The organism is Mycobacterium sp. 155, from assembly GCF_000373905.1.
Lineage (GTDB): Bacteria > Actinomycetota > Actinomycetes > Mycobacteriales > Mycobacteriaceae > Mycobacterium.
In genome coordinates, this window is the sequence record NZ_KB892705.1 from 1634489 (window position 1) to 1659975 (window position 25487).

At 65.9% G+C, this 25487-nt stretch carries 20 protein-coding genes and 1 pseudogene; 9 read left to right on the forward strand and 12 right to left on the reverse strand.

Annotation, left to right across the window (positions count from 1 at the left end):
• Positions 1-6: 6 nt before the first annotated feature.
• Together B133_RS0107600 and B133_RS0107605 are read left to right on the forward strand one after the other, a co-directional pair.
• Positions 7-699, forward strand: coding sequence for an NUDIX domain-containing protein (locus B133_RS0107600; protein ID WP_026256107.1), 693 nt, complete (start codon positions 7-9; stop codon positions 697-699).
• A 42-nt stretch (positions 700-741) separates the two neighbouring features.
• On the forward strand, positions 742-2073 hold the full coding sequence (locus B133_RS0107605) for a lipase family protein (protein ID WP_018600149.1): 1332 nt from the start codon (positions 742-744) through the stop codon (positions 2071-2073).
• A 6-nt stretch (positions 2074-2079) separates the two neighbouring features.
• Here B133_RS0107605 and B133_RS0107610 read toward each other — a convergent pair whose 3' ends face one another.
• Genes B133_RS0107610 through bioB form a run of 3 tightly spaced genes read right to left on the reverse strand, consistent with a single transcriptional unit; the run spans position 2080 to position 4047 of the window.
• Entirely contained in the window at positions 2080-2751 is a 672-nt protein-coding gene (locus B133_RS0107610; protein ID WP_018600150.1) for a DUF2567 domain-containing protein, read from the reverse strand.
• Positions 2752-2779: 28 nt separating this feature from the next.
• Positions 2780-3028, reverse strand: a complete 249-nt coding sequence (locus tag B133_RS0107615; RefSeq protein WP_198290983.1) for a hypothetical protein — start codon at positions 3026-3028, stop codon at positions 2780-2782.
• A gap of 11 nt (positions 3029-3039) precedes the next feature.
• On the reverse strand, positions 3040-4047 hold the full coding sequence (gene bioB, locus B133_RS0107620; RefSeq protein ID WP_018600152.1) for a biotin synthase BioB: 1008 nt from the start codon (positions 4045-4047) through the stop codon (positions 3040-3042).
• A gap of 111 nt (positions 4048-4158) precedes the next feature.
• Between bioB and B133_RS0107625 the strand changes: the two genes are divergently transcribed.
• On the forward strand, positions 4159-4761 hold the full coding sequence (locus B133_RS0107625; RefSeq protein ID WP_018600153.1) for a TetR family transcriptional regulator: 603 nt from the start codon (positions 4159-4161) through the stop codon (positions 4759-4761).
• 45 nt (positions 4762-4806) lie between these two features.
• Here B133_RS0107625 and B133_RS0107630 read toward each other — a convergent pair whose 3' ends face one another.
• From B133_RS0107630 to B133_RS0107645, 4 genes are all read right to left on the reverse strand, one after another.
• The gene (locus tag B133_RS0107630) at positions 4807-5316 is read right to left on the reverse strand and encodes a 2'-5' RNA ligase family protein (RefSeq protein ID WP_018600154.1); all 510 of its coding nucleotides are present in this window, start codon (positions 5314-5316) and stop codon (positions 4807-4809) included.
• 24 nt (positions 5317-5340) lie between these two features.
• Positions 5341-6015, reverse strand: a complete 675-nt coding sequence (gene bioD, locus B133_RS0107635; protein WP_018600155.1) for a dethiobiotin synthase — start codon at positions 6013-6015, stop codon at positions 5341-5343.
• A complete protein-coding gene (locus B133_RS0107640) occupies positions 6012-7160 on the reverse strand; it encodes an 8-amino-7-oxononanoate synthase (protein WP_026256108.1) in 1149 nt (382 codons plus the stop codon). The genes bioD and B133_RS0107640 overlap by 4 nt, the downstream gene beginning before the upstream one ends.
• Positions 7161-7228: 68 nt before the next feature.
• Complete coding sequence (locus tag B133_RS0107645; RefSeq protein WP_018600157.1) at positions 7229-8527, reverse strand: adenosylmethionine--8-amino-7-oxononanoate transaminase; 1299 nt, start codon at positions 8525-8527, stop codon at positions 7229-7231.
• Positions 8528-8618: 91 nt separating this feature from the next.
• Here B133_RS0107645 and B133_RS0107650 point away from each other — a divergent pair, with 91 nt between their 5' ends.
• The 4 genes from B133_RS0107650 to treZ are packed head-to-tail and all read left to right on the forward strand — an operon-like array spanning position 8619 to position 16997.
• On the forward strand, positions 8619-10790 hold the full coding sequence (locus B133_RS0107650; RefSeq protein WP_018600158.1) for an acyltransferase family protein: 2172 nt from the start codon (positions 8619-8621) through the stop codon (positions 10788-10790).
• Positions 10784-12961: a glycogen debranching protein GlgX gene (gene glgX / locus B133_RS0107655; RefSeq protein WP_018600159.1), complete on the forward strand. Its 2178-nt coding sequence runs from the start codon at positions 10784-10786 to the stop codon at positions 12959-12961. Before B133_RS0107650 ends, glgX begins: the two co-directional genes overlap by 7 nt.
• 3 nt (positions 12962-12964) lie before the next feature.
• Entirely contained in the window at positions 12965-15232 is a 2268-nt protein-coding gene (treY, locus tag B133_RS0107660) for a malto-oligosyltrehalose synthase (protein WP_036418482.1), read from the forward strand.
• On the forward strand, positions 15225-16997 hold the full coding sequence (gene treZ / locus B133_RS0107665; protein ID WP_018600161.1) for a malto-oligosyltrehalose trehalohydrolase: 1773 nt from the start codon (positions 15225-15227) through the stop codon (positions 16995-16997). The genes treY and treZ overlap by 8 nt, the downstream gene beginning before the upstream one ends.
• 458 nt (positions 16998-17455) lie before the next feature.
• Here the strand turns inward: treZ and ilvA are convergent, their stop codons facing one another.
• The gene (ilvA, locus tag B133_RS0107675; RefSeq protein WP_018600163.1) at positions 17456-18733 is read right to left on the reverse strand and encodes a threonine ammonia-lyase IlvA; all 1278 of its coding nucleotides are present in this window, start codon (positions 18731-18733) and stop codon (positions 17456-17458) included.
• Positions 18734-18761: 28 nt separating this feature from the next.
• Positions 18762-18903: pseudogene (locus tag B133_RS23300) on the reverse strand (nitroreductase/quinone reductase family protein); the annotation flags it as partial.
• A 55-nt stretch (positions 18904-18958) separates the two neighbouring features.
• On the opposite strand from B133_RS23300, the gene B133_RS0107685 reads away from it, so the two are divergent.
• Complete coding sequence (locus B133_RS0107685) at positions 18959-19399, forward strand: lipoprotein LpqH (protein WP_018600164.1); 441 nt, start codon at positions 18959-18961, stop codon at positions 19397-19399.
• A gap of 10 nt (positions 19400-19409) precedes the next feature.
• Here B133_RS0107685 and B133_RS0107690 read toward each other — a convergent pair whose 3' ends face one another.
• On the reverse strand, positions 19410-19814 hold the full coding sequence (locus B133_RS0107690) for a hypothetical protein (RefSeq protein WP_018600165.1): 405 nt from the start codon (positions 19812-19814) through the stop codon (positions 19410-19412).
• Positions 19815-20029: 215 nt separating this feature from the next.
• Between B133_RS0107690 and B133_RS0107695 the strand changes: the two genes are divergently transcribed.
• On the forward strand, positions 20030-20863 hold the full coding sequence (locus B133_RS0107695; RefSeq protein WP_018600166.1) for a class I SAM-dependent methyltransferase: 834 nt from the start codon (positions 20030-20032) through the stop codon (positions 20861-20863).
• Positions 20864-20888: 25 nt separating this feature from the next.
• Here B133_RS0107695 and dnaE read toward each other — a convergent pair whose 3' ends face one another.
• Together dnaE and rarD are read right to left on the reverse strand one after the other, a co-directional pair.
• Entirely contained in the window at positions 20889-24446 is a 3558-nt protein-coding gene (dnaE, locus tag B133_RS0107700) for a DNA polymerase III subunit alpha (RefSeq protein ID WP_026256113.1), read from the reverse strand.
• A gap of 120 nt (positions 24447-24566) precedes the next feature.
• The gene (gene rarD, locus B133_RS0107705; RefSeq protein ID WP_026256114.1) at positions 24567-25487 is read right to left on the reverse strand and encodes an EamA family transporter RarD; all 921 of its coding nucleotides are present in this window, start codon (positions 25485-25487) and stop codon (positions 24567-24569) included.

Below are 25487 nucleotides of genomic sequence, written 5' to 3' on the forward strand. Positions count from 1 at the left end.
GAAAACATGTCATATATTAGCACCGAGCATGAAGTGCTCGCCGTCGTGTTCCAGGTTCGCGGCCTCGACTCCCGGCAACCGACGCTCAACGTGCTGCTATGGCAGCGTGCACGCGAACCCGAACGCGGCAAATGGTCCCTGCCCGGTGGCCGGTTGGGTGAGGACGAGGATCTGACCAGCTCGGTCCGACGTCAGCTTGCCGAGAAGGTGGACCTGCAACAATTGGCCCACCTGGAACAACTCGCGGTGTTCTCCGCACCGGGCCGTGTTCCCGGAGTCCGCACGATCGCATCGACGTTCCTGGGGCTGGTGCCCTCCCCCGCCATGCCGGAACTGCCTCCGGACACCCGATGGCACCCGGTCCACGACCTACCTCCGATGGCCTTCGACCACGCCCCGATGGTCGAACACGCGCGGGCCCGCCTGGTCGCCAAGATGTCTTACACCAATATCGGATTTGCCTTGGCACCAACGGAATTCGCCCTCTCGACATTGCGCGACGTGTACGGTGCTGCGCTCGGCTACCAGGTCGACACGACCAACCTGCAACGAGTCCTCGAACGCCGCAACGTCATCACCCGCACCGGTACCACCGCACGCTCCGGGCGCAGCGGAGGACGCCCGGCCGCGCTGTACCGCTTCACCGAATCGCACTACCGCGTGACCGACGAATTCGCCGCGCTACGCCCGCCTGGGTAACCCGGCTGGATTCTTAGACCCTTCTTAAGCAAGAATGCCGGGATGAACTTGGGCAGTACTGCCGACTTGACGGGCGCCGAGTGGATCGGTCGTGCCCCACACGAGGAGCTCGACCGCGCTGCCCGCCCTCAGCTGCCGGCCGACGATCCGTTCTACACACCGCCAGCCGGCTTCCAGCACGCCGCTCCCGGCACCGTACTGCGCAGCCGTGACGTGGAGCTGTCCTTTCTCGGGTTCATCCCGCAGCGTCTGCACGCCACACAACTGCTCTATCGGTCGACCGACCGCAACGGGGTTCCCGAAGCCGCAGTCACCACGGTGATCGTTCCGCCTGACGCCGAACCGGACTGCCCGCTGGTGTCCTACCAGTGCGCAATCGACGCCATCACCGCGCGCTGTTTCCCGTCGTACGCGCTGCGCCGCCACGCCAAGGCCACCGGATCCTTGGCCCAACTCGAACTCCTGCTGATCACCGCTGCGGTGGCCCAGGGTTGGGCGGTGTCGATCCCTGACCACGAAGGCATCCGGGGCATGTGGGGTGCGCCCTACGAGCCCGGCTATCGCGTTCTCGACGGGCTGCGGGCCGCGCTGGAATCCGAACACCTCGGTCTCTCGCCGGAGGCCCCCATAGGTCTGTGGGGTTACTCGGGGGGTGGGCTCGCCACCGCCTGGGCTGCGGAGACGTGTGAGTCCTACGCGCCCGAACTCAACGTCGTCGGCGCTGTCCTCGGCTCGCCAGTCGGCGATCTCGGAAATACTTTCCGCAAGCTCAACGGCACCATTTTCTCCGGCCTGCCCGCACTGGTCGTCGCCGCGCTCGCCGACATCTATCCAGAGCTCAACCGCGTCATCTCCGAACATGCCACCCGCGAAGGCCGCAAGCTGCTGGACCGGTTGCACGGGATGACCACTGTGGAAGCCGTCCTGCGCCTCATCGGCACCGACATGGACGATCTCGTGGACATGCCGCTGGAAGAGATCCTCGCCATGCCCGAGGTCAGTGACGTGTTCGATGACATCAAGCTCGGGACTGCCGCTCCGCGGCCGCCGGTGCTGATCGTCCAGGCCGTGCACGACGAAATCATCTCGGTCGACGACATCGACGCCCTCGCCGACGTGTACGCCACGGGTGGCGCCGACGTCACCTACCACCGCGACATGTTCTGCGACCATCTTCTGCTGCATCCCATGTCAGCCCCGATGGCGCTGCGCTGGCTGGTGGACCGGTTCGCCGAGCGCCCGCTCAGCGAGCACATGGTACGAACCAAATGGCCGACGCTGCTCAACCCCATGACCTACGTGGGCATGGCCCGGCTCGTCGGCGTCGGCATCAAGATGGTCACCGGCCAGACAGTGCGACACCGGCCGCTCTGAGCCGTCTCACGCTCCAGGTTGGCCTACCGTGGCCGGCAGCATCGGATAGGCGGTCGTCTCCTCGGGCGGCCACGCGCCCAGATCGTCACGAGCTGCGGAAACCGCCATCAAGGCATAGACCAACGCTGCGATGGCCGCCGGGAACAGGATCGTCGTGGCAATCTGCAGCGGGCCGTGCCCGAAGAACACCGGCGGAGCTTCTACGACATATTGCACGCGATGTTCGGGAGTGACCGGAGCTCCGAACAAGTCGATGGTGCCGTACCGCAGATGCGCCAGAGCAACGCCCACACCGGCGGCAGTCGCAGCCGACACCGCACACCCGACGGCCAGTGCTCCGGCGAGCACCGGACCGCGATGCTCGCGCCACTGCCACACCAGCACGGCCGCCACCACTGACAGCACCACCAGGAAACCGACGAACACAAACGCCGCGGTGAAGAAATTATCGGACTCGTTGCCGAGGTAGGCATGGATCCGATCGCCGCTGCGCGTCAACGCCACCACCCCGTGGATCGGCGGCGCCAACCACGCCCACAGCGCACCGACGACCGCGCCGGCCACCGCCAGCGCCACGATGACCGTCACCACTGCGCGCTGTCGTGAAACGCGCGGAACGAGAGCATCATCGGCCACAGCGACGACAACGATTGCGGGCTCTTCGGCGGGCATGCTCATCGGGCCCCTCGGCTCTTCGCGCAAGCGCTCATCGCTGCGTCTCCAGGTCCTTGGAGTCCACCACCCCGTGCCGCGAGCACTTCGCCCACCAACCATCTGGGCGCACCTGCACAATCATGCGGCGGCCACATCCGGCGCAGAACCGTGGCGGCTCAAGGCCCAACTGCGCGGCGGTCGGAACTGCTGCGCCAGCCACGGCGTTGACCTCGACTCCGGTGTAGACGTTGTACACACCGGCGCTGACAGGCGCGGGCAGCGCCGGCATCTCGCTAATCATCACCCACAGTTCTACAGGGTGGCGTTGAGAGCCTTGATCGGCATCTGCAGATCATCGAGCAGTTCCAGGTCCGCCTCGGCCGGACGGCCCAGCGTGGTCAGGTAGTTGCCGACGATGACGGCGTTGATGCCGCCCAGGATGCCCTGCTTGGCGCCGAGGTCACCCAGTGTGATCTCCCGACCGCCGGCGAAGCGCAGCATGGTGCGTGGCAACGCCAGCCGGAACGCCGCCACTGCCTTGAGTGCCTCAGAGGCGGGCAGTACCTCCAGGTCGCCGAAGGGGGTGCCCGGGCGCGGGTTGAGGAAGTTCAACGGCACCTCGTGCGGATCCAGCTCGGCCAAATTCGCCGCAAACTCGGCGCGTTGCTCCAGCGTCTCCCCCATGCCGAGGATGCCGCCGCAGCACACCTCCATGCCGGCCTCGCGGACCATGCGCAGGGTGTCCCAACGCTCTTCCCAGGTGTGAGTGGTCACGACGTTGGTGAAGAACGAGCGCGCGGTCTCCAGGTTGTGGTTGTAGCGGTGCACGCCCATCTCGGAGAGCCGTTGCACCTGGTCTTCGGACAGCATGCCCAGCGAGCAGGCGATCTGGATGTCGACCTCGTTGCGGATAGCCTCGATGCCGGCGGCCACCTGAGCCAGCAGCCGCTCGTCCGGGCCACGGACCGCCGCGACGATGCAGAACTCGGTCGCGCCGGTCTTCGCAGTCTGCTTGGCCGCCTCCACCAGGCTCGGGATATCCAGCCAGGCGCTGCGCACCGGAGAGGCGAAAAGCCCCGACTGAGAACAGAAATGGCAATCCTCAGGGCAGCCGCCGGTCTTGAGGCTGATGATCCCCTCGACCTCCACGTCGGGTCCGCACCACTTCATCCGGACCTCGTGCGCCAGAGCGAGAAGTTCCTCGAGGTGCTCATCGGACAGCTGCAACACCTGCAGCGTCTGGTCCTGATCGAGGCCCACGCCACGCTCCAGGACCTGTTCGCGGGCCACACCCAGCACATCCACGGTCGCCTGCGTCACGGTGGTTCCTCCTGAGGATCGTCGACTTACACACGCACACGTCGGCGGTGCGGACAGTTGAACACGTCGGCGGTGCCGGCAGTTGAACACCGTTCAGGTTAGGGTAGCGGCGTGCAACTCCACAAACCCGACGTGGTGGATGCGGCGACGGCCATCCTCGACAGCTACGGCATCGCGGACCTGACCATGCGGCGACTGGCCCGCGAGCTCAACGTCAGCCCGGGCGCGCTGTACTGGCATTTTGCCAACAAGCAGGAACTGCTCGGGGCCGTGGCAGACCGTATTCTGGAGCCCGCCGGCACCGATGCGGAGTCCTTCGCCTGGCGTGACCGGATCCACGAGATCTGCGCGGCCCTGCGTAACGCTCTGCTGTCGCACACCGACGGCGCCGAGCTGGTGTCGTCCAGCTTCGCGGCCGGTCAGTCGGCCCGCGCCGCGGCGATCGTCGCACAACTCACCGAGGCTGCCCGTGACGCCGGTGTGGCGGAGCAAGACGCCCAACCCGCAGCTCGCACCGTGATGTATTACGTTCTCGGATTCACCGTCGACGAGCAGTCCCGGCTGCAGTGGGATGCAGCCGGCGCGCTCACCGACGAGCAGTCGGTGTTGATGGCCGATACCGGCCGCGAGTTCACGTTCGGGCTGCAACTGCTCGTCGACGGACTCGGCGTGCACGGCGCTGACCTTGGCGCGCTGCAGCTGCACTTCGAATAGCACACGGCCACAGGCGATCTGGCCGCAGCAGAAGTGGATCGCAAGTCAGCCGATCAGATGCTCTGTCCTGTGGTCGCCGTTCCATCGCCGCAGACCCGTGATCTCGCCGGCGATCTCCCGCGGTCGGCCCGCGATCCGCAGCGCCGTGGCGAGCTTCGTCGGGGGGATCCGGCGGGCCAGTGTGACATGTGGAGTCCAGTGCCCTGGTTCGGTGTGCGGCATCGGACCCGGCCCCATCAGCGGTAGGCAGGACCGATAGACGTGGGCATGCACATCGAGGAGCTCCGGCGAAGGCAGCAACAGCCGACCGAGCACGTCGGCCGACCGCCCGAAGATCAGTGTGGCGCCTACGTGACATGGCAGCGGGAAGCGGTCGACGATCGGCAGTAAGACCGTCTCGACCGCCGGGTCGATGTGTTGGGCCACCGTCAGCGTCGCGTGTGGCCGGCTCGCCGGTGCCTGGCTGGGGATCCCAGCGTCACGCAGTCCGTCCCAGATAGCGCGGACCGCCGCCTCGGTATCGGCGTCGAACACGAACTCGACGGAATGCACCACGCTAATCGCTCTTCGCGCAAGCGGTCACAGGCTCTCGATCCACCCTCGGTCGAACGCGCTAGCGCTGATCACCTCGAACTCGTCGGCAGTCACGGTCCCAGCGCCGGCGGGCAGTACTGCGCGTAGCGGTGCCAGCCGTGCCAGCTCCGTAAGGTTGCCTTCCTCGGCCGGGCCGGGTTGCACGGGCCACGCGCCGATCACCAAACCCGCACATGGAATACCTTGCCCTGCAAGCGATTCAAGAGTCAGTTCGGTGTGGTTAAGGGTGCCGAGACCGGCCCGGACCACAATCAGCACGGGTGCGGACAGTTCGGCCGCGAGGTCGCGTAGTGTCACGCCGTCCGCGCCGATCCGCACCAGCAGCCCGCCTGCTCCCTCCACCAGGGTCAGCCGTCCGGGCGCGTCCACGGAACGCGTCGCCGTGACCAGTTCGGCGCGGGTGGGAAGCGTCAGTCCCGCCCGTTGTGCGGCCGCCTCGGGCGCCAGTGGTTCCGGATAGCGCCAGCCCCCGTGAAGCGCGGTGATGCCGGCAAGCCTGCGGACTTCGCCGAGGTCGTCGTCGCCGTCGGCGGTCCCGGTCTGCACTGGTTTGCACACGGCCACATCGCGCCCCGCGAGCCGGGCCGCGCACGCCAGTGCAGCGGTACCCACCGTTTTCCCGACGCCGGTGTCAGTGCCGGTGACGATGACGATGCTCATGGGCGTGCGGCCGCGAGCACCTCGGTCAGCACCCGCCGCGCCAGGTCCATCTCGTCGTCGGACAGCGAAGCCCGCGCGGTCAGCCGTAGGCGCGAGGTCCCGGCCGGGACGGTCGGGGGACGGAAGCAGCCCACCCGCACGCCCCGCTCCAGACAGGCGATGGCGGCAGCGAAAGCAACTTCAGGCTCGCCGAGAATCACAGACACCACGGCGGAGTCGGGGTCGCCCATCACACCCGAGATCCGGGCCAACTCGGCAGCGTGGGTCAACACTGCCTGGGCCCGCTGCGGCTCGGCGATCAGCACGCGTAGTGCCGCGTACGCGGCACCGACGGCGGCCGGCGCCAGCCCGGTGTCGAAGATGAACGGCCGGGCCGCGTCGATCAGGTGGGCCCGCACCGCCTCGGGCCCGAGGACCACACCCCCCTGGCTGCCCAGCGCCTTCGACAGAGTGGTCGTCATGACCACGTCGGGCGCTCCGGCCAGACCCACTTCGTGCAGTAGCCCCTGTCCGCCGGCACCTCGGACACCGAGACCGTGCGCCTCATCCACGATCAGCAGCGCGTCGTTGCGGCGGCACACTGCGTGCAGTTCGCGCAGCGGGGCCAGCACACCGTCGGCGCTGAACACCGACTCGGTCACCACGATTGCACGCTTTTCGGCGCGCCCGCCAAGCGCGGCCTCGACCGCGGATACGTCGCGATGCGGCGAAACCACCACCCGAGCGCGCGAGAGCCGGCACGCGTCGACCAGCGACGCATGGGTCAACGCATCGGATACCACCAGCGACCCGGGTCCGGACAGCGCCACGACAGCCCCGAGATTCGCGGTGTAACCCGACGAGAAGACCAGGGCGGACTCGGCACCGACGAACTCCGCGAGGGCGTTCTCGAACTCCTCATGGAGTTCGGTGTTGCCGGTCACCAGGCGCGATCCGCCGGCGCCGGCACCCCAGGTCCGCAATGCCTCGACACCGCCGTCGAGCACGTCAGGGTGCTGCGACAAACCCAGGTAGTCGTTGGAGGCCAGGTCGAGTTCGGCCCCGACCGGTGGGCGGACCCGTAATTCGCGTCGCAATCCAGCGGCCCGGCGCTGCTGTTCGACATCGGCCAGCCAGGACAACGGGGAAAGATCCGTGCGGGTCACCTTGATGCTCCTCGGTGGCGGTACCGACAAATTGAACACGTCGGCGGTGCCGACAAATTGAACACCGTTCAGGCTAGTGCACGCGCGACGCCGACCATCGCCGCGGTGATCTGTTCGATCTCATCGGGCGTGCAGATATACGGCGGCATCGCATAGACCAGGTTGCGGAATGGGCGCAGCCAGACCCGGTGCCGCAGCGCAGCCGCGGTCGCCACCCTCATATCAACCGGCTGCTTCATCTCCACCACACCGATCGCGCCGAGCACCCGCACATCGGCGACGCCGTCGAGGTCGCGAGCGGGAGCCAGGCCCTCTTGCAACCCTGCCTCGATGGTGCGCACCTGGGTGCGCCAGTCGCTGTCGATCAGCAGCTCCACCGCTGCCACACCGACCGCGCACGCCAGGGCATTCGCCATGAAGGTGGGCCCGTGCATGAGCGCACCCGGCTCCCCCGAGCTGATCGTCTGCGCGACCGCGGTCGTGCAGAGGGTGGCGGCCAGGGTGATGTAGCCGCCGGTCAGTGCCTTGCCGACGCACATGATGTCGGGGCTGACCCCGGCATGGTTCGCGGCGAACAACTCGCCGGTACGACCGAAACCGGTGGCGATCTCGTCGAAGATCAGCAGCACGCCATGGCGATCGCAGGCTGCGCGCAGATCCGACAGGTAGCGCGGATCGTGGAACCGCATACCGCCCGCACCCTGCACGACCGGCTCGACGATCACCGCAGCGATCTCATCGGCGCGCTCGGCGAGCTGCTGCTCGAACGCCTCGCTGTAGGCGGGGTCATAACCACTGGGTACCTGCGGTGCGAACTCCTGGGCGACCAACACGTCGGTCCACAGTGAGTGCATGCCGCCGTGGGGGTCGCACACGCTCATCGGGGTGAACGTGTCGCCGTGGTAGCCACCCCGCCACGTCATCAGGCGGTGCTTGCCGACACGCCCGACGCTGCGCCAGTACTGCAGCGCCATTTTCACAGCCACCTCTACCGAAACCGAACCCGAGTCGCTGAAGAAGACGGTGTCAAGGCCGGCCGGAGTCAGCTCTACCAGCAGCTGCGCCAAGCGCACCGCCGGCTCATGTGTGAGGCCGCCGAACATGACGTGGTTCATCGTGGTCATCTGGTGGGTGATCGCCCGGTCCAGGACGGGGTGCCCGTGGCCGTGCACCGCCGTCCACCAGGAGGCCATCGCGTCGAGTACTTCGATCGGCTCGCCGTCAGTGGGATCGATCACGGTCAACCAGGCGCCCTTGGCGCCGACGGCCACCACCGGCGCCAACGCTTCGGACCCGACGGGGCTGTACGGGTGCCAGACGTGTGCCGCGTCGATGGCACTGATCTGGGCTGGTGTCAGCTCAGCCACAGAGCGGCAGCCTATCGCTTTGCTCATCGACGACGTCGCTGGCATGTGAAATGTGAGCGTCACGGGGTTATTAGGTAAATTGTCCTCGACCATGATGACCCTCGCCCCAGCCCGGTCGGCGCCGAGCACCGACGATTCGCGCGCGACCCCCGCCGCCATGGGGACCCGGAAGTCGGGTTTCTACCGGCACGATCTGGACGGCCTGCGCGGTATCGCCATCGCGCTGGTCGCTGTTTTTCATGTCTGGTTCGGGCGTGTTTCCGGTGGTGTGGACGTTTTTCTGGCGTTGTCGGGGTTCTTTTTCGGCGGCAAGTTGTTGCGCACCGCCCTCACCCCTGGCGTGTCGCTGTGGCCTGTCCCCGAGGTGATCCGGCTGGTCCGTCGGCTGTTGCCAGCATTGGTCGTGGTGCTCGCGGCCGCAGCGGTGCTGACCATCCTGATCCAACCGGAGACCCGCTGGGAAACATTTGCCGACCAGAGCCTGGCAAGCTTGGGCTATTACCAGAACTGGGAGCTGGCCAGCACCGCAGCGAACTATCTGCGTGCAGGTGAAGCTGTCAGCCCACTGCAGCACATCTGGTCGATGTCGGTGCAAGGCCAGTTCTACATAGCGTTTCTTGCCCTGATCTTCGGATTTGCCTGGCTGTGCAGGAAGGTCTTCGGTCGACACCTGCGCACGGCATTCGTCGTACTGCTGAGCACGCTCACCGTCGCGTCCTTCGTGTACGCGATCATCGCGCACAACATCGACCAGGCGACCGCGTACTACAACAGCTTTGCGCGCGCCTGGGAGTTGCTGCTCGGGGCCCTCGTCGGCGCGGTCGTGCCCTTCGTCCGGTGGCCCATGTGGCTGCGCACCGTGGTCGCGACGGTTGCCCTGGCCGCGATCCTGTCCTGCGGCGCGTTCATCGACGGCGTCAAGGAATTCCCTGGCCCCTGGGCCCTGGTCCCGGTCGGGGCCACGATGCTGTTCATCCTCTCCGCGGCCAATCTGATGACGGGCACCGGATCGGATGACCGACTCCCGGCACCCAACCGGATGCTGGCAACCAAGCCGTTCGTCTCACTCGGCTCGATGGCCTACTCGCTGTACCTGTGGCACTGGCCCCTGCTGATCTTCTGGCTGTCCTACACCGGCCATACGCGGACCAGCTTCCTCGAGGGCGCGGTTGTGCTCCTGATCTCCGGGGTGCTGGCCTGGCTCACCACCCACTACGTCGAGGAGCCGCTGCGGTTGCAGAGGTCGACGAAGTCGGCCACGCCGGCGCCGGTCATCCCGCTACAGGCTCGGTTGAAACGCCCGACCATCGTGCTGGGCTCCGTGATCGCCCTGCTCGGTGTCGCCCTGACCGCCACGTCGTTCACTTGGCGGGAACACGTCACCGTGCAGCGGGCCAACGGCAAGGAACTGGCCGGGTTGTCGGCGCGGGACTATCCCGGTGCCCGAGCTCTGCTCAACCACGAGCGGGTGCCGAAGCTGCCCATGCGGCCGACGGTCCTGGAAGCCAAGGACGATCTGCCGGCCACCACGCTGGAAGGCTGCATCAGCGATTTCTCCAACGCCGATGTCATCACGTGCACCTACGGTGACAAGAATGCAACGCGCACCATCGCACTGGCCGGCGGATCGCACGCCGAGCACTGGATCACTGCACTCGATCTGCTCGGCCAGTCGCACCACTTCAAGGTCGTCACGTACCTGAAGATGGGCTGTCCGCTGACCACCGAGGAAGTTCCCCTAGTGATGGGCGACAACCGCCCGTATCCGAAGTGCCACCAATGGAATGACGAGGTCATGTCCCGGCTCATCACCGACCGGCCCGACTATGTGTTCACCACCTCGACCCGGCCCTGGAACATCAAACCAGGTGATGTAATGCCGAGCACCTATATCGGCATCTGGGACACGTTGTCCAAGAACAACATTCCCGTTCTCGCCATGCGGGACACACCCTGGCTGGTACGGGACGGTCAGCCGTTCTTTCCGGCCGACTGCCTCGCCAAAGGCGGCAACGCAGTCTCCTGCGGCGTGGAGCGGTCCAAGGTACTCTCCGACCGGAACCCGACACTGGATTTTGTCCAGCAGTTCCCGATTTTGAAGCCGCTCGATATGAGCAATGCGGTGTGCCGTAAGGACTATTGCCGTGCGGTGGAGGGAAATGTATTGCTGTACCACGACTCTCATCACATTTCTACGACGTATATGAGAACCATGACGGGTGAGCTCGGTCGTCAGATGGCAGCTACCACGGGTTGGTGGTGACAGTGACCTCCTCCTCTACCCAGCCGCCCCTGCCCCCGGCCCGCGCGACATCGACGGTCTGGCCCGGTGACCCCTATCCGCTGGGTTCGACGTATGACGGCGCCGGAACCAACTTCTCCCTGTACTCCGAGGTCGCCGAACGCGTCGAACTGTGCTTGCTCGCCAAAGACGGCACCGAGGAGCGGATCAACCTCGACGAGGTTGACGGATACGTGTGGCACGCCTATCTGCCGACCATCACCCCGGGCCAGCGGTACGGATACCGGGTTTACGGTCCGTGGGATCCGAGCGCCGGGCATCGGTGTGATCCCAGCAAGCTGTTGCTGGACCCGTACGGCAAATCGTTCCATGGCGACTTCGACTTCACCCAGGCGCTGTTCTCCTACGACCTGACCGCGGAGCCGCCCGGCACCGGGACTCCCCCGCAGGTGGATTCGCTGGGCCACACCATGACCAGCGTGGTGATCAATCCGTTCTTCCAGTGGGGGTCCGACCGCGCACCCAAGACTCCGTATCACGACACGGTGATCTACGAGGCGCACGTCAAGGGCATGACTCAGACCCACCACGGTATCCCCGAGGCGCTGCGTGGAACGTATGCAGGCCTGAGTCATCCGGTGATCATCGAGCACCTCAAATCCCTGCACGTCACGGCCATCGAACTGATGCCCGTGCATCAGTTCATGCACGATCAACGGCTGCTGGACCTGGGGTTGCGCAATTACTGGGGTTACAACACCGTGGGGTTTTTCGCGCCGCACTATCAGTACGCCGCCAACCGACACGCGGGCGGCGCTGTGGCCGAGTTCAAGACCATGGTCAAGGCGTTCCACGACGCGGGCATCGAGGTGATCCTCGACGTGGTCTACAACCACACCGCCGAAGGCAACCACCTGGGCCCGACCATCAACTTCCGCGGCATCGACAACGCCGGCTACTACCGTCTGATGGACGGCCAGCGTGAGCTCTACAAGGATTTCACCGGGACCGGCAACAGCCTCAACGCGCGTCATCCGCACACCCTGCAGCTCATCATGGATTCGCTGCGGTACTGGGTGCTGGAGATGCACGTCGACGGGTTCCGCTTCGACCTGGCCTCGACGCTGGCGCGCGAGTTCTACGACGTCGACCGGCTTTCGGCGTTCTTCGATCTGGTGCAGCAAGATCCGGTGGTCAGCCAGGTCAAGCTGATCGCCGAACCGTGGGACGTCGGCGAGGGCGGCTACCAGGTTGGAAATTTCCCAGGTTTATGGACAGAGTGGAACGGGAAATACCGCGACACTATGCGTGATTACTGGCGGGGAGAGTCCGCAACCCTGGGTGAGTTCGCGTCCCGGCTGACCGGTTCGTCGGACCTTTATGAGGCGACGGGCCGCCGGCCCGGCGCCAGCATCAACTTCGTCACCTGCCACGACGGCTTCACGCTGCGGGACCTGGTGTCCTACAACGAGAAACACAACGCGGCCAACGGCGAGGACAACCGCGACGGCGAAAGCCACAATCGGTCCTGGAACTGCGGCATCGAAGGACCGACCGACGACCCCGACATCCTGACGCTGCGCTCCAAGCAGATGCGCAACATTATGGGAACCCTGATGCTCTCGCAGGGCACCCCGATGATCGCGCACGGCGACGAGATCGGCCGCACCCAGCTGGGCAACAACAATGTGTACTGCCAGGATTCGGAGCTGTCCTGGATAGATTGGTCGTTGTGCGAGACCAACGCCGACCTGCTTGAGTTCACGCGCAAAATCGTCGAATTCCGCAAGCAGCACCCGGTCTTCAAACGCCGCAGGTTCTTCGAGGGCAAACCGATCCGCAGTGGGGATCAGGTGCGTGACATCGCGTGGCTGACTCCATCCGGAACCGAGATGACACCAGATGACTGGGGCACGGGCTTGGGCACGTGCGTGGCAGTTTTCCTCAACGGCGATGCCATCGAGGCGCCCGATGCTCGAGGCGAGCGCGTGGTCGACGATTCATTTCTGCTGTGCTTCAACGCCAATGACCACCCTCAGGATTTCGTCACGCCGGACGGCGACTACGCCAGCCAGTGGACTGCGGTGTTCGACACCGCCGATCCGACCGGCGCGTCAGATCTGGTCGTGGCCGCCGGAGAGAAGATCTCGCTGCAAGCCCGTTCGCTCGTCGTCCTGAAGAAGACGGCCTGAGCGGTGACGTTCCCCGTCCTGTCCACGTACCGACTCCAGATGCGTGGCGACTGCTTCACGTTCGACGATGCGTTGGCGCTGCTCGACTATCTCGACGAGCTCGGGGTGTCGCATCTATATCTATCGCCGATCCTCACCGCCGACACGGATTCGACTCACGGGTACGACGTCACCGATCCGACGGCGGTCTCACCGGCGCTGGGCGGGCCGGACGGGCTGCACCGGCTCTCTGTGGCCGCGCGCAAGAGGAAGATCGGCCTCATCGTTGATATCGTGCCCAACCACGTCGGCGTCTCCCATGCCGAGCAGAACCGGTGGTGGTGGGATGTCCTCGCCAACGGGCCCGACTCCCCCTACGCGCAGTTCTTCGATATCGACTGGGATCTCGACAACGGCCGGATCGGGTTGCCGATCCTGGGTTCCGACGAGGACGTCAAGCACCTGGAGGTCGACGGCGACGTTTTGCGGCTGGGCGATCTCGTGCTGCCGGTGGCCGCGGGCACTGGCGACGGCACCGGTGCGCAGGTGCACGACCGGCAGCATTACCGGCTCACCGGATGGCGCACCGGACAGTGCGGGTATCGCCGGTTCTTCTCGATCACATCGCTGGCCGCGCTGCGGCAGGAGGACCGTGCGGTGTTCGACGCCACCCACACCGAGGTCCGGCGGTGGTTTGACGAGTCGCTTGTCGACGGCGTGCGCATCGACCACCCGGACGGATTGTCCGATCCCGCAGGATATCTCGCCTGGCTGCGCGAACTGACCGGGCCGACGGCGTGGATCGTGGCGGAGAAGATCCTCGCCACCGACGAAAGCCTGGACTCCTCGCTGCCGGTGGACGGCACCACGGGTTACGACGCGCTGCGGGAGGTCGGCGGTCTGTTCGTCGAGCCTACGGGGGCAGCCGCCCTGACGAAACTGGCGGCGCAGGACGACGCGACCTCGGAGATCGAACTCAAGACCACCGCCGTCACCGACACTCTGGCCAGTGAGCTGGACCGGCTCTGCCGCGTCATCTCGGCTGCCACTGGCGTTCGCGACGTCCGTCTACCCGCAGCCGTCGCGGCGTTGGTCGGCAGGATCCCGGTGTACCGCTGCGACTATCCCGCACTGGCCGCTGTGCTGCCGGTCGCCCTCGGCGAAACAGTGGTGGCCACACCGGAATTAGCTGACGTGCTGGCCATCGTGGCCGCAGCGGTGTCGACCAGCCCTGAAGCGGCAGCCCGGTTCAACCAGCTGTGTGGCGCGGCGACCGCGAAGTCGGTCGAGGATTGCCTCTTCTACCGAGACGCACGCCTGGTGTCGCTCAACGAGGTCGGGGGCGACCCGGCGCTGTTCGGTGTCAGCGCAGCCGAATTCCATCAGCGGGCCGCAGCTCGGGTCCGCCACTGGCCGTTGGCGATGACCGCATTGACCACGCACGACACCAAACGTGGTGAGGATGTGCGCGCCCGCATCGGCGTGCTGTCGCAGGTGTCCTCGGAGTGGGCCGACCGGATCGGCGAGTGGTCAGCACTGGCCCCGCCGCCGGATGCGAGCACCGGGTTGTTCCTGTGGCAGAACATCTTCGGCGTCTGGCCGGCCGATGGCCTGGTGACCGACGAGTTACGCACCCGGCTGCACGTCTACGCCGAGAAGGCCATCAGGGAGGCGGGCATCCACACGTCCTGGCACGAGCAGGATCCCGATTTTGAGGCAGCCGTGCACAATTGGCTCGATCAGGTGCTCGACGGTCCGGTCGCAGCCGGGCTGACGAACCTGACGACGCGTCTGCATGCCCACACCCGCAACGACATTCTGGGCCAGAAGCTCATCCAGCTGACCGCACCGGGTGTACCCGACGTATACCAGGGCACCGAGTTCCCCGAGGACAGTCTGGTCGACCCGGACAATCGCCGGCCCGTCGACTACGCAGCGCGTCGTCGCGCACTGCGGGAGAACAGCGAAGACAAACTGCGCGTGACGAACGCGGCGTTACGGTTGCGCCGGGAACGACCGGAGAGCTTCCTGACCGGCAGCTACCGGCCGGTATCGGCCGACGGACCCGCCGCAGCGCACGTGGTGTCGTTCCAACGCGGTAGCGACGTGCTGGTGGCTGTGAGCCGCTGGACCGTTCGCCTCGCCGAAACCGGTTGGGCAGACACCACGCTCACGCTTCCCGACGGTGTCTGGGCCGACCGGCTCACCGGCACGCAGTACAGCGGGGCGATCCCCGCCAGCGGACTTTTCGCCGAACTGCCGGTCGCGCTGTTGGTGCGCAGCGATGACTGAATTCGCGGTCTGGGCCCCGAAGCCCGAACGCGTCCGGCTCGACGTAAACGGCACCCAGCACGAGATGGACCGCACCGAGGACGGCTGGTGGCGCACCGATGTCGACGCCCCTGCTGACGCCCGGTATGGATTCGTCCTTGGTGACGACCCGCAGGTGCTTCCGGATCCGCGCTCACCCCGCCAGCCCGACGGTGTGCACGAACGCTCCCGGCTGTGGCGCGCTCGACCGGACGCCTGGACCGATGCCGGCTGGACAGGCAAGTCCATCGCGGGCGGGGTGATCTACGAACTGCACATAGGCACGTTCACCCCGGCCGGGACTTTCGACGCAGCGATCGAAAAGCTCGACTATCTGGTGGGTCTCGGAGTCGACTTCGTTGAGCTGATGCCGGTCAACGCCTTCAACGGAACATATGGCTGGGGCTACGACGGCGTGCTCTGGTACGCGGTGCACGAACCCTACGGCGGTCCCGACGGCCTCGTCCGGCTCATCGACGCCTGCCATGCCCGCGGACTCGGTGTTCTCGTCGACGCGGTGTTCAACCACCTCGGCCCGTCCGGCAACTACCTCCCCCGGTTCGGCCCCTACCTGTCCGCCGGCCACAACCCGTGGGGCAGCTCGATCAACTTGTCCGGCAACGACGCAGACGAAGTACGTCGCTACATTCTCGACTGCGCCCTGCGGTGGATGCGGGAGTTCCACGCCGACGGCCTGCGGCTGGACGCCGTGCACGCGCTGATGGACAACACCGCGATCCACCTGCTGGAGGAACTGGCCACCGAAACGGACGCGCTGGCAGCAGAACTCGGCCGCCCGCTGTCACTGATCGCCGAGAGCGACCTCAACGACCCCCGTCTGATCACCCCGCGGGACCGTGGCGGCTACGGAATGACCGCACAGTGGGACGACGACATCCACCACGCCATCCACACCGCGGTCTCAGGCGAAAGGCAGGGCTACTACGCCGACTTCGGGTCACTGCAGACCTTGGCGAGCACACTCAAGAACGGCTACTTCCACGCCGGTACGTACTCGTCGTTTCGGCACCGCAGGCACGGCCGCCCGCTGGACACCACGACTATTCCCGCCACCCGGCTGCTGGCCTACACACTGACCCACGATCAGGTCGGCAACCGGGCTGTCGGAGACCGGCCGTCACAGCGGCTGGATACCGGGCAGCTCGCCGTAAAGGCCGCGCTTGCGCTCGGATCTCCCTATACTGCAATGCTTTTCATGGGCGAGGAGTGGGGCTCGTCGTCGCCGTTCCAATTCTTCAGCTCGCACCCGGAACCTGAACTGGCCCGTGCCACGGCCGAAGGCCGCAAGGCCGAGTTCGCCGAACACGGCTGGGATGCCGACGAGATTCCCGATCCTCAGGACCCCGCGACATTCAAGCGGTCCAAGTTGAACTGGGACGAGATCGACGAAGGCGACCACGGCCGGTTGCGGCGGCTGTACCACGATCTGATCGGCCTGCGCCACAGCGAGGCCGATCTCGCCGATCCCTGGCTGGACCATCTGCACATCCAGTTCGACGAGCGGCAGCGCTGGATCGTGTTGCTCCGTGGCACCCTCGCCATCGCCTGCAACCTGGGGGAAGCGGCCGCCAGCGTCCCGGTGACCGGGGACGTGGTGCTGGCGTGGGGCGAACCCGCGGTCGGTCCCGATGCCACGACGCTGGCCGGACATTCTTTCGCGATTTTGCGCACTGTCAAACCGCCGTCCACAACCGCAGAGCCTGTGGATAACGCGTTACCCCACTAGGCATCCTGGCGACGATGATGCGGACATGAGTCATCGTGAATTGCTGCCCATACCGCCGATCGAAACCGCCACCGACCCGATCCATTCCGCCGTCGACTTGCGCGAGCGTTGGCGCGCCCTCATGGGTGACCTCGGGTTCGGGCAACGGTTGTTGTGGGTCGGATTCGTCGGCGGCGACCGCCGGATGTATACGGCCATGAGCCAGGTGCCGGTGCGAGCCAGGCCCCAGCCGGGACTGGTCGAGTACATCGTCAGTCGGCTCCCGCGAGTTCTGACGGGGCTGGAAGACGGCACCACCGTTGCCATGCTGCTCACGCGGCCGGGGCGCGGCCCGGTGTCGAACCTCGACCGCGACTGGGCATCGCTGCTGACCGTGTCTGCCGCCGCATACGGTGTGCCGCTGGAACCGATCTTCCGCGCCAACGACGAGGCGGTGCTCGAGGTGAGGCCGACGCCAGCTAGGTCAGGTAGCGGTACGTCGGGGATCCGGGCTCGAGCAACTCGACGTGAATATCGGAGGCCTCCATCCGGGCCAGCAGACCTTCCAGGTCGGCCGCCGAGCTCAGCTGAACCCCACACAGCGCCTCGCCGGTCTCCCGGTTGTTGCGTTTGACGTACTCGAAGAGGGTGATGTCGTCACCCGGCCCGAGCACCTCGTCGAGGAAGCGCCGCAACGCGCCGGGCTCCTGTGGGAAATCCACCAGGAAGTAATGCTTGAGACCCAGGTGAACCAGCGATCGTTCCAGCACCTCGTTGTACCGGGAGACGTCGTTGTTGCCACCGGAAATCAGGCAGACCACGGTGGAGCCGGGCTCGATGTCAGCCTCCAGCAGGGCCGCCACCGACAGAGCACCGGCCGGCTCGGCAATGATGCCCTCGTTCTGGTACAGGTCGAGCATCGCGGTGCAGACCGCGCCCTCGTCGACGGTGGTGATCGACACCATGTCGCCGGCTGCCGCCAGCGCGGCGTAGGGTCGCGCACCCGCCCGGGCGACCGCGGCCCCGTCGACGAACTGGTCCACATGCTCGAGGGTGACCGGCTCGCCCGCCGCCAGCGCCGCGATCATCGACGCGGCACCAGCCGGCTCGGCACCGAGCACCGACGTGCTGGTGGTGCGCTCGGCCAGGTAGGTGGTGATGCCGGAGATGCAACCCCCGCCACCGACGGGCACGATCACCAGGTCGGGTTCGGCATCGAGCTGCTCAAGCAGTTCGGCGGCGATGGTGCCCTGCCCGGCCATGGTGCGCACGTCGTCGTACGGGGGTACGAGAGTGGCGCCTGTGCGTGCCACATCGTCGAGTGCCGCGGCGGCGGCCTGGTCGTAGGTCGCCCCGACAGCGATCAGCTCGATGAACTCGCGGCCGTGATACCGGATGCGGTCGCGCTTCTGCTTGGGAGTCTTGGCCGGCACGTACACCCGGCCGTGGATGCCCATCGACCGGCACGCCATCGCGAAGCCCTGAGCATGGTTTCCGGCCGAAGAGCACACCACGCCCGCGGCCTTCTCCTCCTCGGACAACTGGGCCATCAGATTGAAGGCACCACGCACCTTGTAGGACCGCACTGCCTGCAGATCTTCGCGCTTGAGGTACACCGTGGCACCGGTGGCCTCGGACAACCGCTCACAAATCTGCAGGGGGCTTTGCGTGACCACACCGGAAATTCGCCGGGCAGCCTCATCGATGTCGGCCGCACAAAGCGGCGCAGACGTACGGGAGCTCAGTTCGGCAGTCACTGGTCAATAGTGCCACCGGCCAGCGGTTTCACTTCACCGGGGTGAGCACGAACACCGGGATCTGCCGCTCGAGTCTTCTCCCGGTACTCGGCGTAGTCCGGGAAGGCCGCCATTGCACGGACCCAGCACCCGGCCTTCTCGTCCCCGAAAACCTCCTGCGCCTCGTAGTCGCCGGAATAGGCACGACTATGGCCAAACAGGCAGACAAGGGGTAAACCCATTCTCATGCGCCACACCCAACGGCGGATCCGGTCGATGGGGGCGCGCACTGTGGTGCTCGCCGCTCTGGTGGTGAGTGCGTGTTCAACCCAGCCCGGACCTCTCCCCGGCGGGAACACCGCGCGGATCACGATCAATGGCCAGCAGTCTTCGACCGCGTTTCCGATCGACTGCACGCAGCGAGCCTGGCTGTGGATCATCGAGTCGTCGGAGAAGGAACCGGGTTTCACGGCGATGGTCGAGACCGGAGCTGCCGTCACCCCGAGGGCGGTTCGACTCCGCGGCATCGACGGTTTCACCGGCAGCTGGGCAGAAGGACGGCCGGGCACCACCGAGGCCAGCATCGACGGATCGACGTTCACCATCACCGGCACGGCACGCGGCGCCAATGACGATCGTCCCACCAGACCGGCCGACGTTCAGTACCGGCTGGAAGCGCGCTGCTGAAGTCCTGCGGTCACTGACCTTCGAGCAGGCCGCGAAGAGTCTCGAGATCGGCGGTCACTGCGGCGATATCGGCGTCGAAGTCCTCATCGGCGACCCCCGGCCGCTGCCGCACGGTAAACACCACCTCGCACTGTGCTGCCCCGGGGCTGGCGGCGACCACACGCATGGGGTTGTAAACCTCCTCGCCGGACGGCAACCGCACCACATGGTCGAGCACGCCGAAAGTGTTGGGCGGGCTGAACTGCACGGTCACCTGCCCCATCGGGGAATCCGCCAGCCAGCCGTCGGCTGACGGCCGCAGCGAGCCTCCGGCCAAACCCGCGGCCCAGCGCGACAACTGGTGCGGGTCGGCGGCGAACGCATACACCGCGTCGGGCGCGGCATCGATCCAGACACTGATATGACGACTCCGCATGTTTCACAGCGTAGGCAGCCACACTGACACCCCGATAGGGTTCACGCGGTCGGTACGCCACCTCCAACATCATCGTGTTCGGCATCTGGCGTTGCCAAACCGGATTGATGGTCCAGGCCGTGGTGGCACTGTCCACTGCTAGATGCGTAATCGCCAGGGCGGTAAACGTTTTGGGCTGATCGTTCAGCGCGACGACGGGGTGTACCGTCGCACCTATGAGGACTGTCATCGCCGATCTGACTCCGGTCGAAGAGACGGCCTTGCTGACGCTGTATGCCCGAGCATTGGACAATCGCGCGGCGCACCCGATACTCGGGGATTCGCTGGCCGATTCGATCGTCGACGATATCGACTACGACTTTGCCGGGCTGGGTGTTCAGACCAGCGTGGTGTGCCAGGCGGCGCTGCGGGCCAAGATGCTCGACGACCGGGTCCGTACCTTCACCGCGGCACATCCAAACGCGGTCGTGGTCGATCTCGGGGCCGGTCTCGACAGCGGCCTGTACCGCGTCTCGCCGCCGGCGACCGTGGACTGGTACCACATCGACCTCGCGGGCATCAGCGCGCTGCGCGAGGGTCTCCTGCCTCCGGATCCGCGTTCACACATCGTGGCGGCATCGCTGGCCGCTCCGGATTGGGCAGCGACGATTCCGGCGGACCGGCCCACCATGCTCGTGGCCGACGGATTGCTCGCATTCCTCACCGAACCGGTGATCGCGGGGATCTTCCGCGGCATCACCGAGCACTTCCACACTGGCGAGATCGCCTTCAACGACTACGGTGGGATCGGCTGGTTCAGCCGCGCAGCGCTCAAGTTCTATCCCCAGAAGATGTTCAAAGACGTTGGTAGTCAATGGGGTTATCTCGGATTCAAAGACGCTCACCATCCGCAGACCTGGAATCCGCGGCTGCGCCTCGTCGAGGAGGCCAGCCTCACCCACGCCGACGAAGTCGACCTCTTCCCCGGATGGCTGCGAGTCGCCACCCGATTGATGGGAAAGACGAAGGCGACAGCGCGCAAGGGCCGGATCCTGCGTTACCGGTTCTAACGTACATCCGCCACGGGCAGGACGGCTAACCCAGACAGCCCGGACCCAGCAGCGCCTTGAGGTCACCCATCAATGCCGACGACGGCGTCACCCGCAGCGACTGATCCAACTCCAGGGTGGTGATCCGCTCACCGCTGATCAGCCGCAGATGCACCTGGGCCGTACCCGGATGATTGGCCAGCACTTGCTTGAGTGCACTGACCTTGTCGATGGTGCATTGCCGAGTCGGCAAGCTCACCGCAAGAGGCCGGTCGGCCTGGGCGCTGGTGAAGTCCGGCACCACGAGCTCGTGCGCGATGAGCGAGATCCGGTCGTCGCGCGCAGCAACTTTGGCCTTGACCAACACCACCACGTCGTCGGCGATCTCGCCGCCGAACAACGAATATGTCTGAGGGAAGAACAGCACCTCGATACCACCGGTGAGATCTTCCAATTGTGCTGATGCCCAAGGCAATCCGTTCTTATTGACGCGCCGGTTGACCGAAGCCAGGATGCCGCCGACCACTACCTGGGCGTCGTTGGCGACGTCGCCGTCGAGGATCGCCGGGATCTGGGTATCGACCTGGGCAGACAGTAGATGCGCGACGCCGTTGAGCGGATGGCCGGACACGTACAGGCCGAGCATCTCGCGTTCGAGCGCCAGCTTGTGCTTGTCATCCCACTCCTCGTCGGGGACTTTGATGGTGAACGCGGCATCTCCGGAATCGGCGGCGTCACCGCCACCGAACAGGTCGAACTGCCCCATCGCCTCGGCCTTCTTGGTACCGAGCACCGAATCGACGGCGTCGGTGTGCACGAGGAACAGGCCCTTGCGCGGATGGCCGAGAGAGTCGAACGCGCCGGCCTTGATCAGCGATTCTGTGACCTTCTTGTTGCAGGCCGCGATGTCGATCTTGTTGAGGTAGTCCGAGAAATCGGTGTACTTGCCCTTCTCGGCGCGGGTACTCACGAGCGACGCCACGACGTTCGCGCCGACGTTGCGCACCGCACCGAGCCCGAAGCGGATGTCGGCTCCCACCGAGGCGAAGTTCTGCACCGACTCGTTGACGTCGGGCGGCAACACCGTGATGCTGAGCCTGCGGCAGTCGGCGAGATACACCGCGGCTTTGTCCTTGTCGTCACCGACCGAGGTGAGCAGGCCCGCCATGTACTCGGCCGGGTAATTCGCCTTGAGATAGGCGGTCCAGTACGACACCAGGCCGTAGCCGGCCGCATGCGATTTGTTGAACGCGTAGCCGGCGAACGGAAGGATGGTGTCCCACAAGGCTTTCACCGCGCCCTCGGAGAAGCCGTTGGCGGTCATGCCCTCCTTGAAGCCCTTGTACTCGGCCTCTAGCACCTCAAGTTTCTTCTTACCCATGGCCTTTCGGAGCGCATCGGCTTTGCCCATCGAGTACGAGGCGACCTTCTGGGCGATGAACATGATCTGCTCTTGGTAGACGATCAGGCCGTAGGTCTCGGCGAGGATGTCTTTGAGCGGCTCCTCGAGTTCGGGGTGGATCGGTTTGATCGCCTGGCGCCCGTTCTTGCGGTCCGCGTAGTCGTTGTGGGCGTTCATGCCCATGGGGCCGGGCCGGTACAGGGCCAGCACCGCGACAATGTCGTTGAACCCGGTGGGCTGCATGCGGCGCAGCAGGTCGCGCATCGGACCACCGTCGAGCTGGAACACCCCTAAGGTGTCACCGCGGCCAAGCAGTTCGTAGGCGGCTGGGTCGTCGAATGGCAGCGTTTCGAGGTCGAGGTCGACACCGCGGTTGGCTTTGATGTTCTCGATGCAATCACCGATGATCGTCAGGTTCCGCAGGCCCAGAAAGTCCATCTTCAACAGGCCGATGGCCTCGCACGACGGGTAATCCCAGCCCGTGATGACCGCGCCGTCCTGGGGCCGCCTCCACAGCGGAATGGCGTCGATGAGCGGTTCGGAACTCATGATCACCGCGCACGCGTGCACACCGGCGTTGCGGACCAGGCCCTCAAGGCCCCGCGCCGTCTCGTAGATGGTGCGCACATCCGGATCGGTGTCGAGCAGGCCGCGGACCTCGGCTGCTTCCTTGTACCGCTCATGGCTCGGATCGGTGATACCCGACAGCGGGATGTCCTTGGCCATGATCGGCGGCGGCAGCGCCTTGGTGATCCGGTCGGCGATGGCGAAGCCCGGCTGACCGTAGTGGACACGCGCCGAGTCCTTCAGCGCCGCTTTGGTTTTGATGGTGCCAAAGGTGATGACCTGGGCGACCCGGTCACTGCCCCACTTGTTGGCCGCGTAGCGAAGCATCTCGCCGCGGCGACGGTCGTCGAAGTCGATATCGATGTCAGGGGCCGACGGACGTTCCGGGTTGAGGAACCGCTCGAACAGCAGGCCGTGTGGGATCGGATCGATATTGGTGATACCGAGCGCGTAGGCCACCAGGGATCCGGCGGCAGACCCGCGGCCCGGACCCACCCTGATGTCGACCGAGCGGGCGTAGTTGATCAGGTCGGCGACGATGAGAAAGTAGGAGGGGAAGCCCTTGTCGCAGATGACCTTGATCTCGTAGGCGGCGCGGTCGGAGTACTCGGCAGGCACGGCACCGCCACGGAACCGTCGCTGCAGCCCCGCGGTCACCTCGCGGGTCAGCCACGTCGCCTGATCATGGCCTTCGGGAACCGGGAACACCGGCATCCGGTCGGTCGGGGTCCACACGTCGGCATAGGACTGGACCCGCTCGCCGATGAGCACCGTGGAATCGCACGCGCCCGGCACCTGCGAGTCCCACAGCGCCCGCATCTCTTCGGCCGATTTGAGGTAGTAGCCGTCACCATCGAACTTGAAGCGGTTCGGGTCGGACAGCGTCTTGCCCGTTTGGATGCAGAGCAGCGCCTCGTGGTTCTGCGACGCCTCGCGCGTCACGTAGTGGCAGTCGTTGGTCGCCAGCGGTGGGATGGCGAGCTTCTGCCCGATCTCCAGGAGGCCCTCGCGGACGCGACGCTCGATGTCGAGGCCGTGGTCCATGAGCTCCAGGAAGAAGTTCTCCTTGCCGAAAATGTCGCGCCACTTGGCGGCCGCTTCGAGCGCCTCGTCCCGATGACCGAGCCGCAGCCGGGTCTGCACCTCCCCGGACGGGCACCCCGTGGTTGCGATGATGCCCTCGGCGTGCTCGGCGATGATCTCGGCGTCCATGCGCGACCATTTGCCGAGCTGACCTTCGAAGGACGCCAGCGACGAGAGCTTGAACAAGTTACGCAGACCGGTGGCGTTCTCGGCCATCATCGTCATGTGGGTGTAAGCACCGCTACCCGAGACGTCGTCGCCCTTCTGGCTCGGGTCACCCCATTGGACCCGCTTGGTGTCGAACCGCGACGCGGGAGCGATGTACGCCTCGACGCCGATGATCGGTTTGATGCCAGCTTTGGTCGCCGAGTTGTAGAACTCGCTGGCGCCGAACATGTTGCCGTGGTCGGTCATGCCGATCGCGGGCATGCCCAGCCGCTGCGCCTCGGCAAGCATCGGAGTGATCTTCGCAGCGCCGTCCAGCATCGAATACTCGGTGTGGTTGTGCAGGTGCACAAAGGACCCTGAAGACCCCGAAGATGAACCGCTCATAGGGTCGCCAGTCTATTGCCGCCCACCGACACATCCGAGCGTGTCGCCGAGCGTGTCCCCAGCCACAGCTCAGTGGGCCCGCTCATCTCAGTCCAGCAGCCCGGTGTTCGTTTCGGGCTGTCACAGTGACGACGATTCCGGTTCGATTCGATCGACAGACGAAGAAGGCCCCGGAGTCTTTCTCCCGATCGCCGCGACGGTCATGACGATCAGCGCCAGCCAGATCAGCGCGAACCCGATCCACCGGCCCAACGGCATCGGTTCATGTCCGATGAACACGCCCCACGCCATCTGCAGAGCCGGGTTGAGATAGAACAACAGCCCCAGGGTGACCAGCGGGAGTCGTTGCGCCGCCGCGGCGAACAGCAGCAGCGGGATCGCCGTGACCGGGCCGGCCAGCAACAACAGGGCCGCGTGCCTGGCGCCGCTGTTGAGGAAATGCCCCTGCCCGAGCACACCGAGAGTGATCAGGTATCCCGCGGCCAGCGGCAGCGCCAGTAGCGTCTCGACCGCCACACTGACTCGTGGATCGGCCGCCACCACCTTCTTGACCAGTCCGTAGACGGCGAACGACACGGCCAGCACGACGGCGATGTAGGGCGGCGCACCGACCTGCGCGGTCAGCACCGCGACCGCCGCCACGGCGATGGCCAGAGCCACCGCCTGCCAGCGGTTGATGCGTTCACGGAACACCACGACCCCGAGTGCGACGGTCACGAGTGGGTTGATGAAGTACCCGAGCGCGGCGTCGACGACGTGGCCGTTGGTGACCGCGTATATGTAGGTGCCCCAGTTGACGGAGATGAGCGCCGCCGCAGCCAGCAGTTGCAGCCAGGTGCGGGGGCTCAGCTGCCGCAGATCGCCGAGCCGACGCGTGACAGCCAGCACCAGGAGCAGGAACACCGCGCTCCAGACAATGCGGTGCGCCAGCACCTCGAGAGCTCCGGCCGGCAGGAGGAGCAGGAAGAAACCGGGGCACAGGCCCCACCAGATGTAGGCAGCTGCGCCGTAGAGCACTCCGGTCCGGCGAGCGTCACTCAC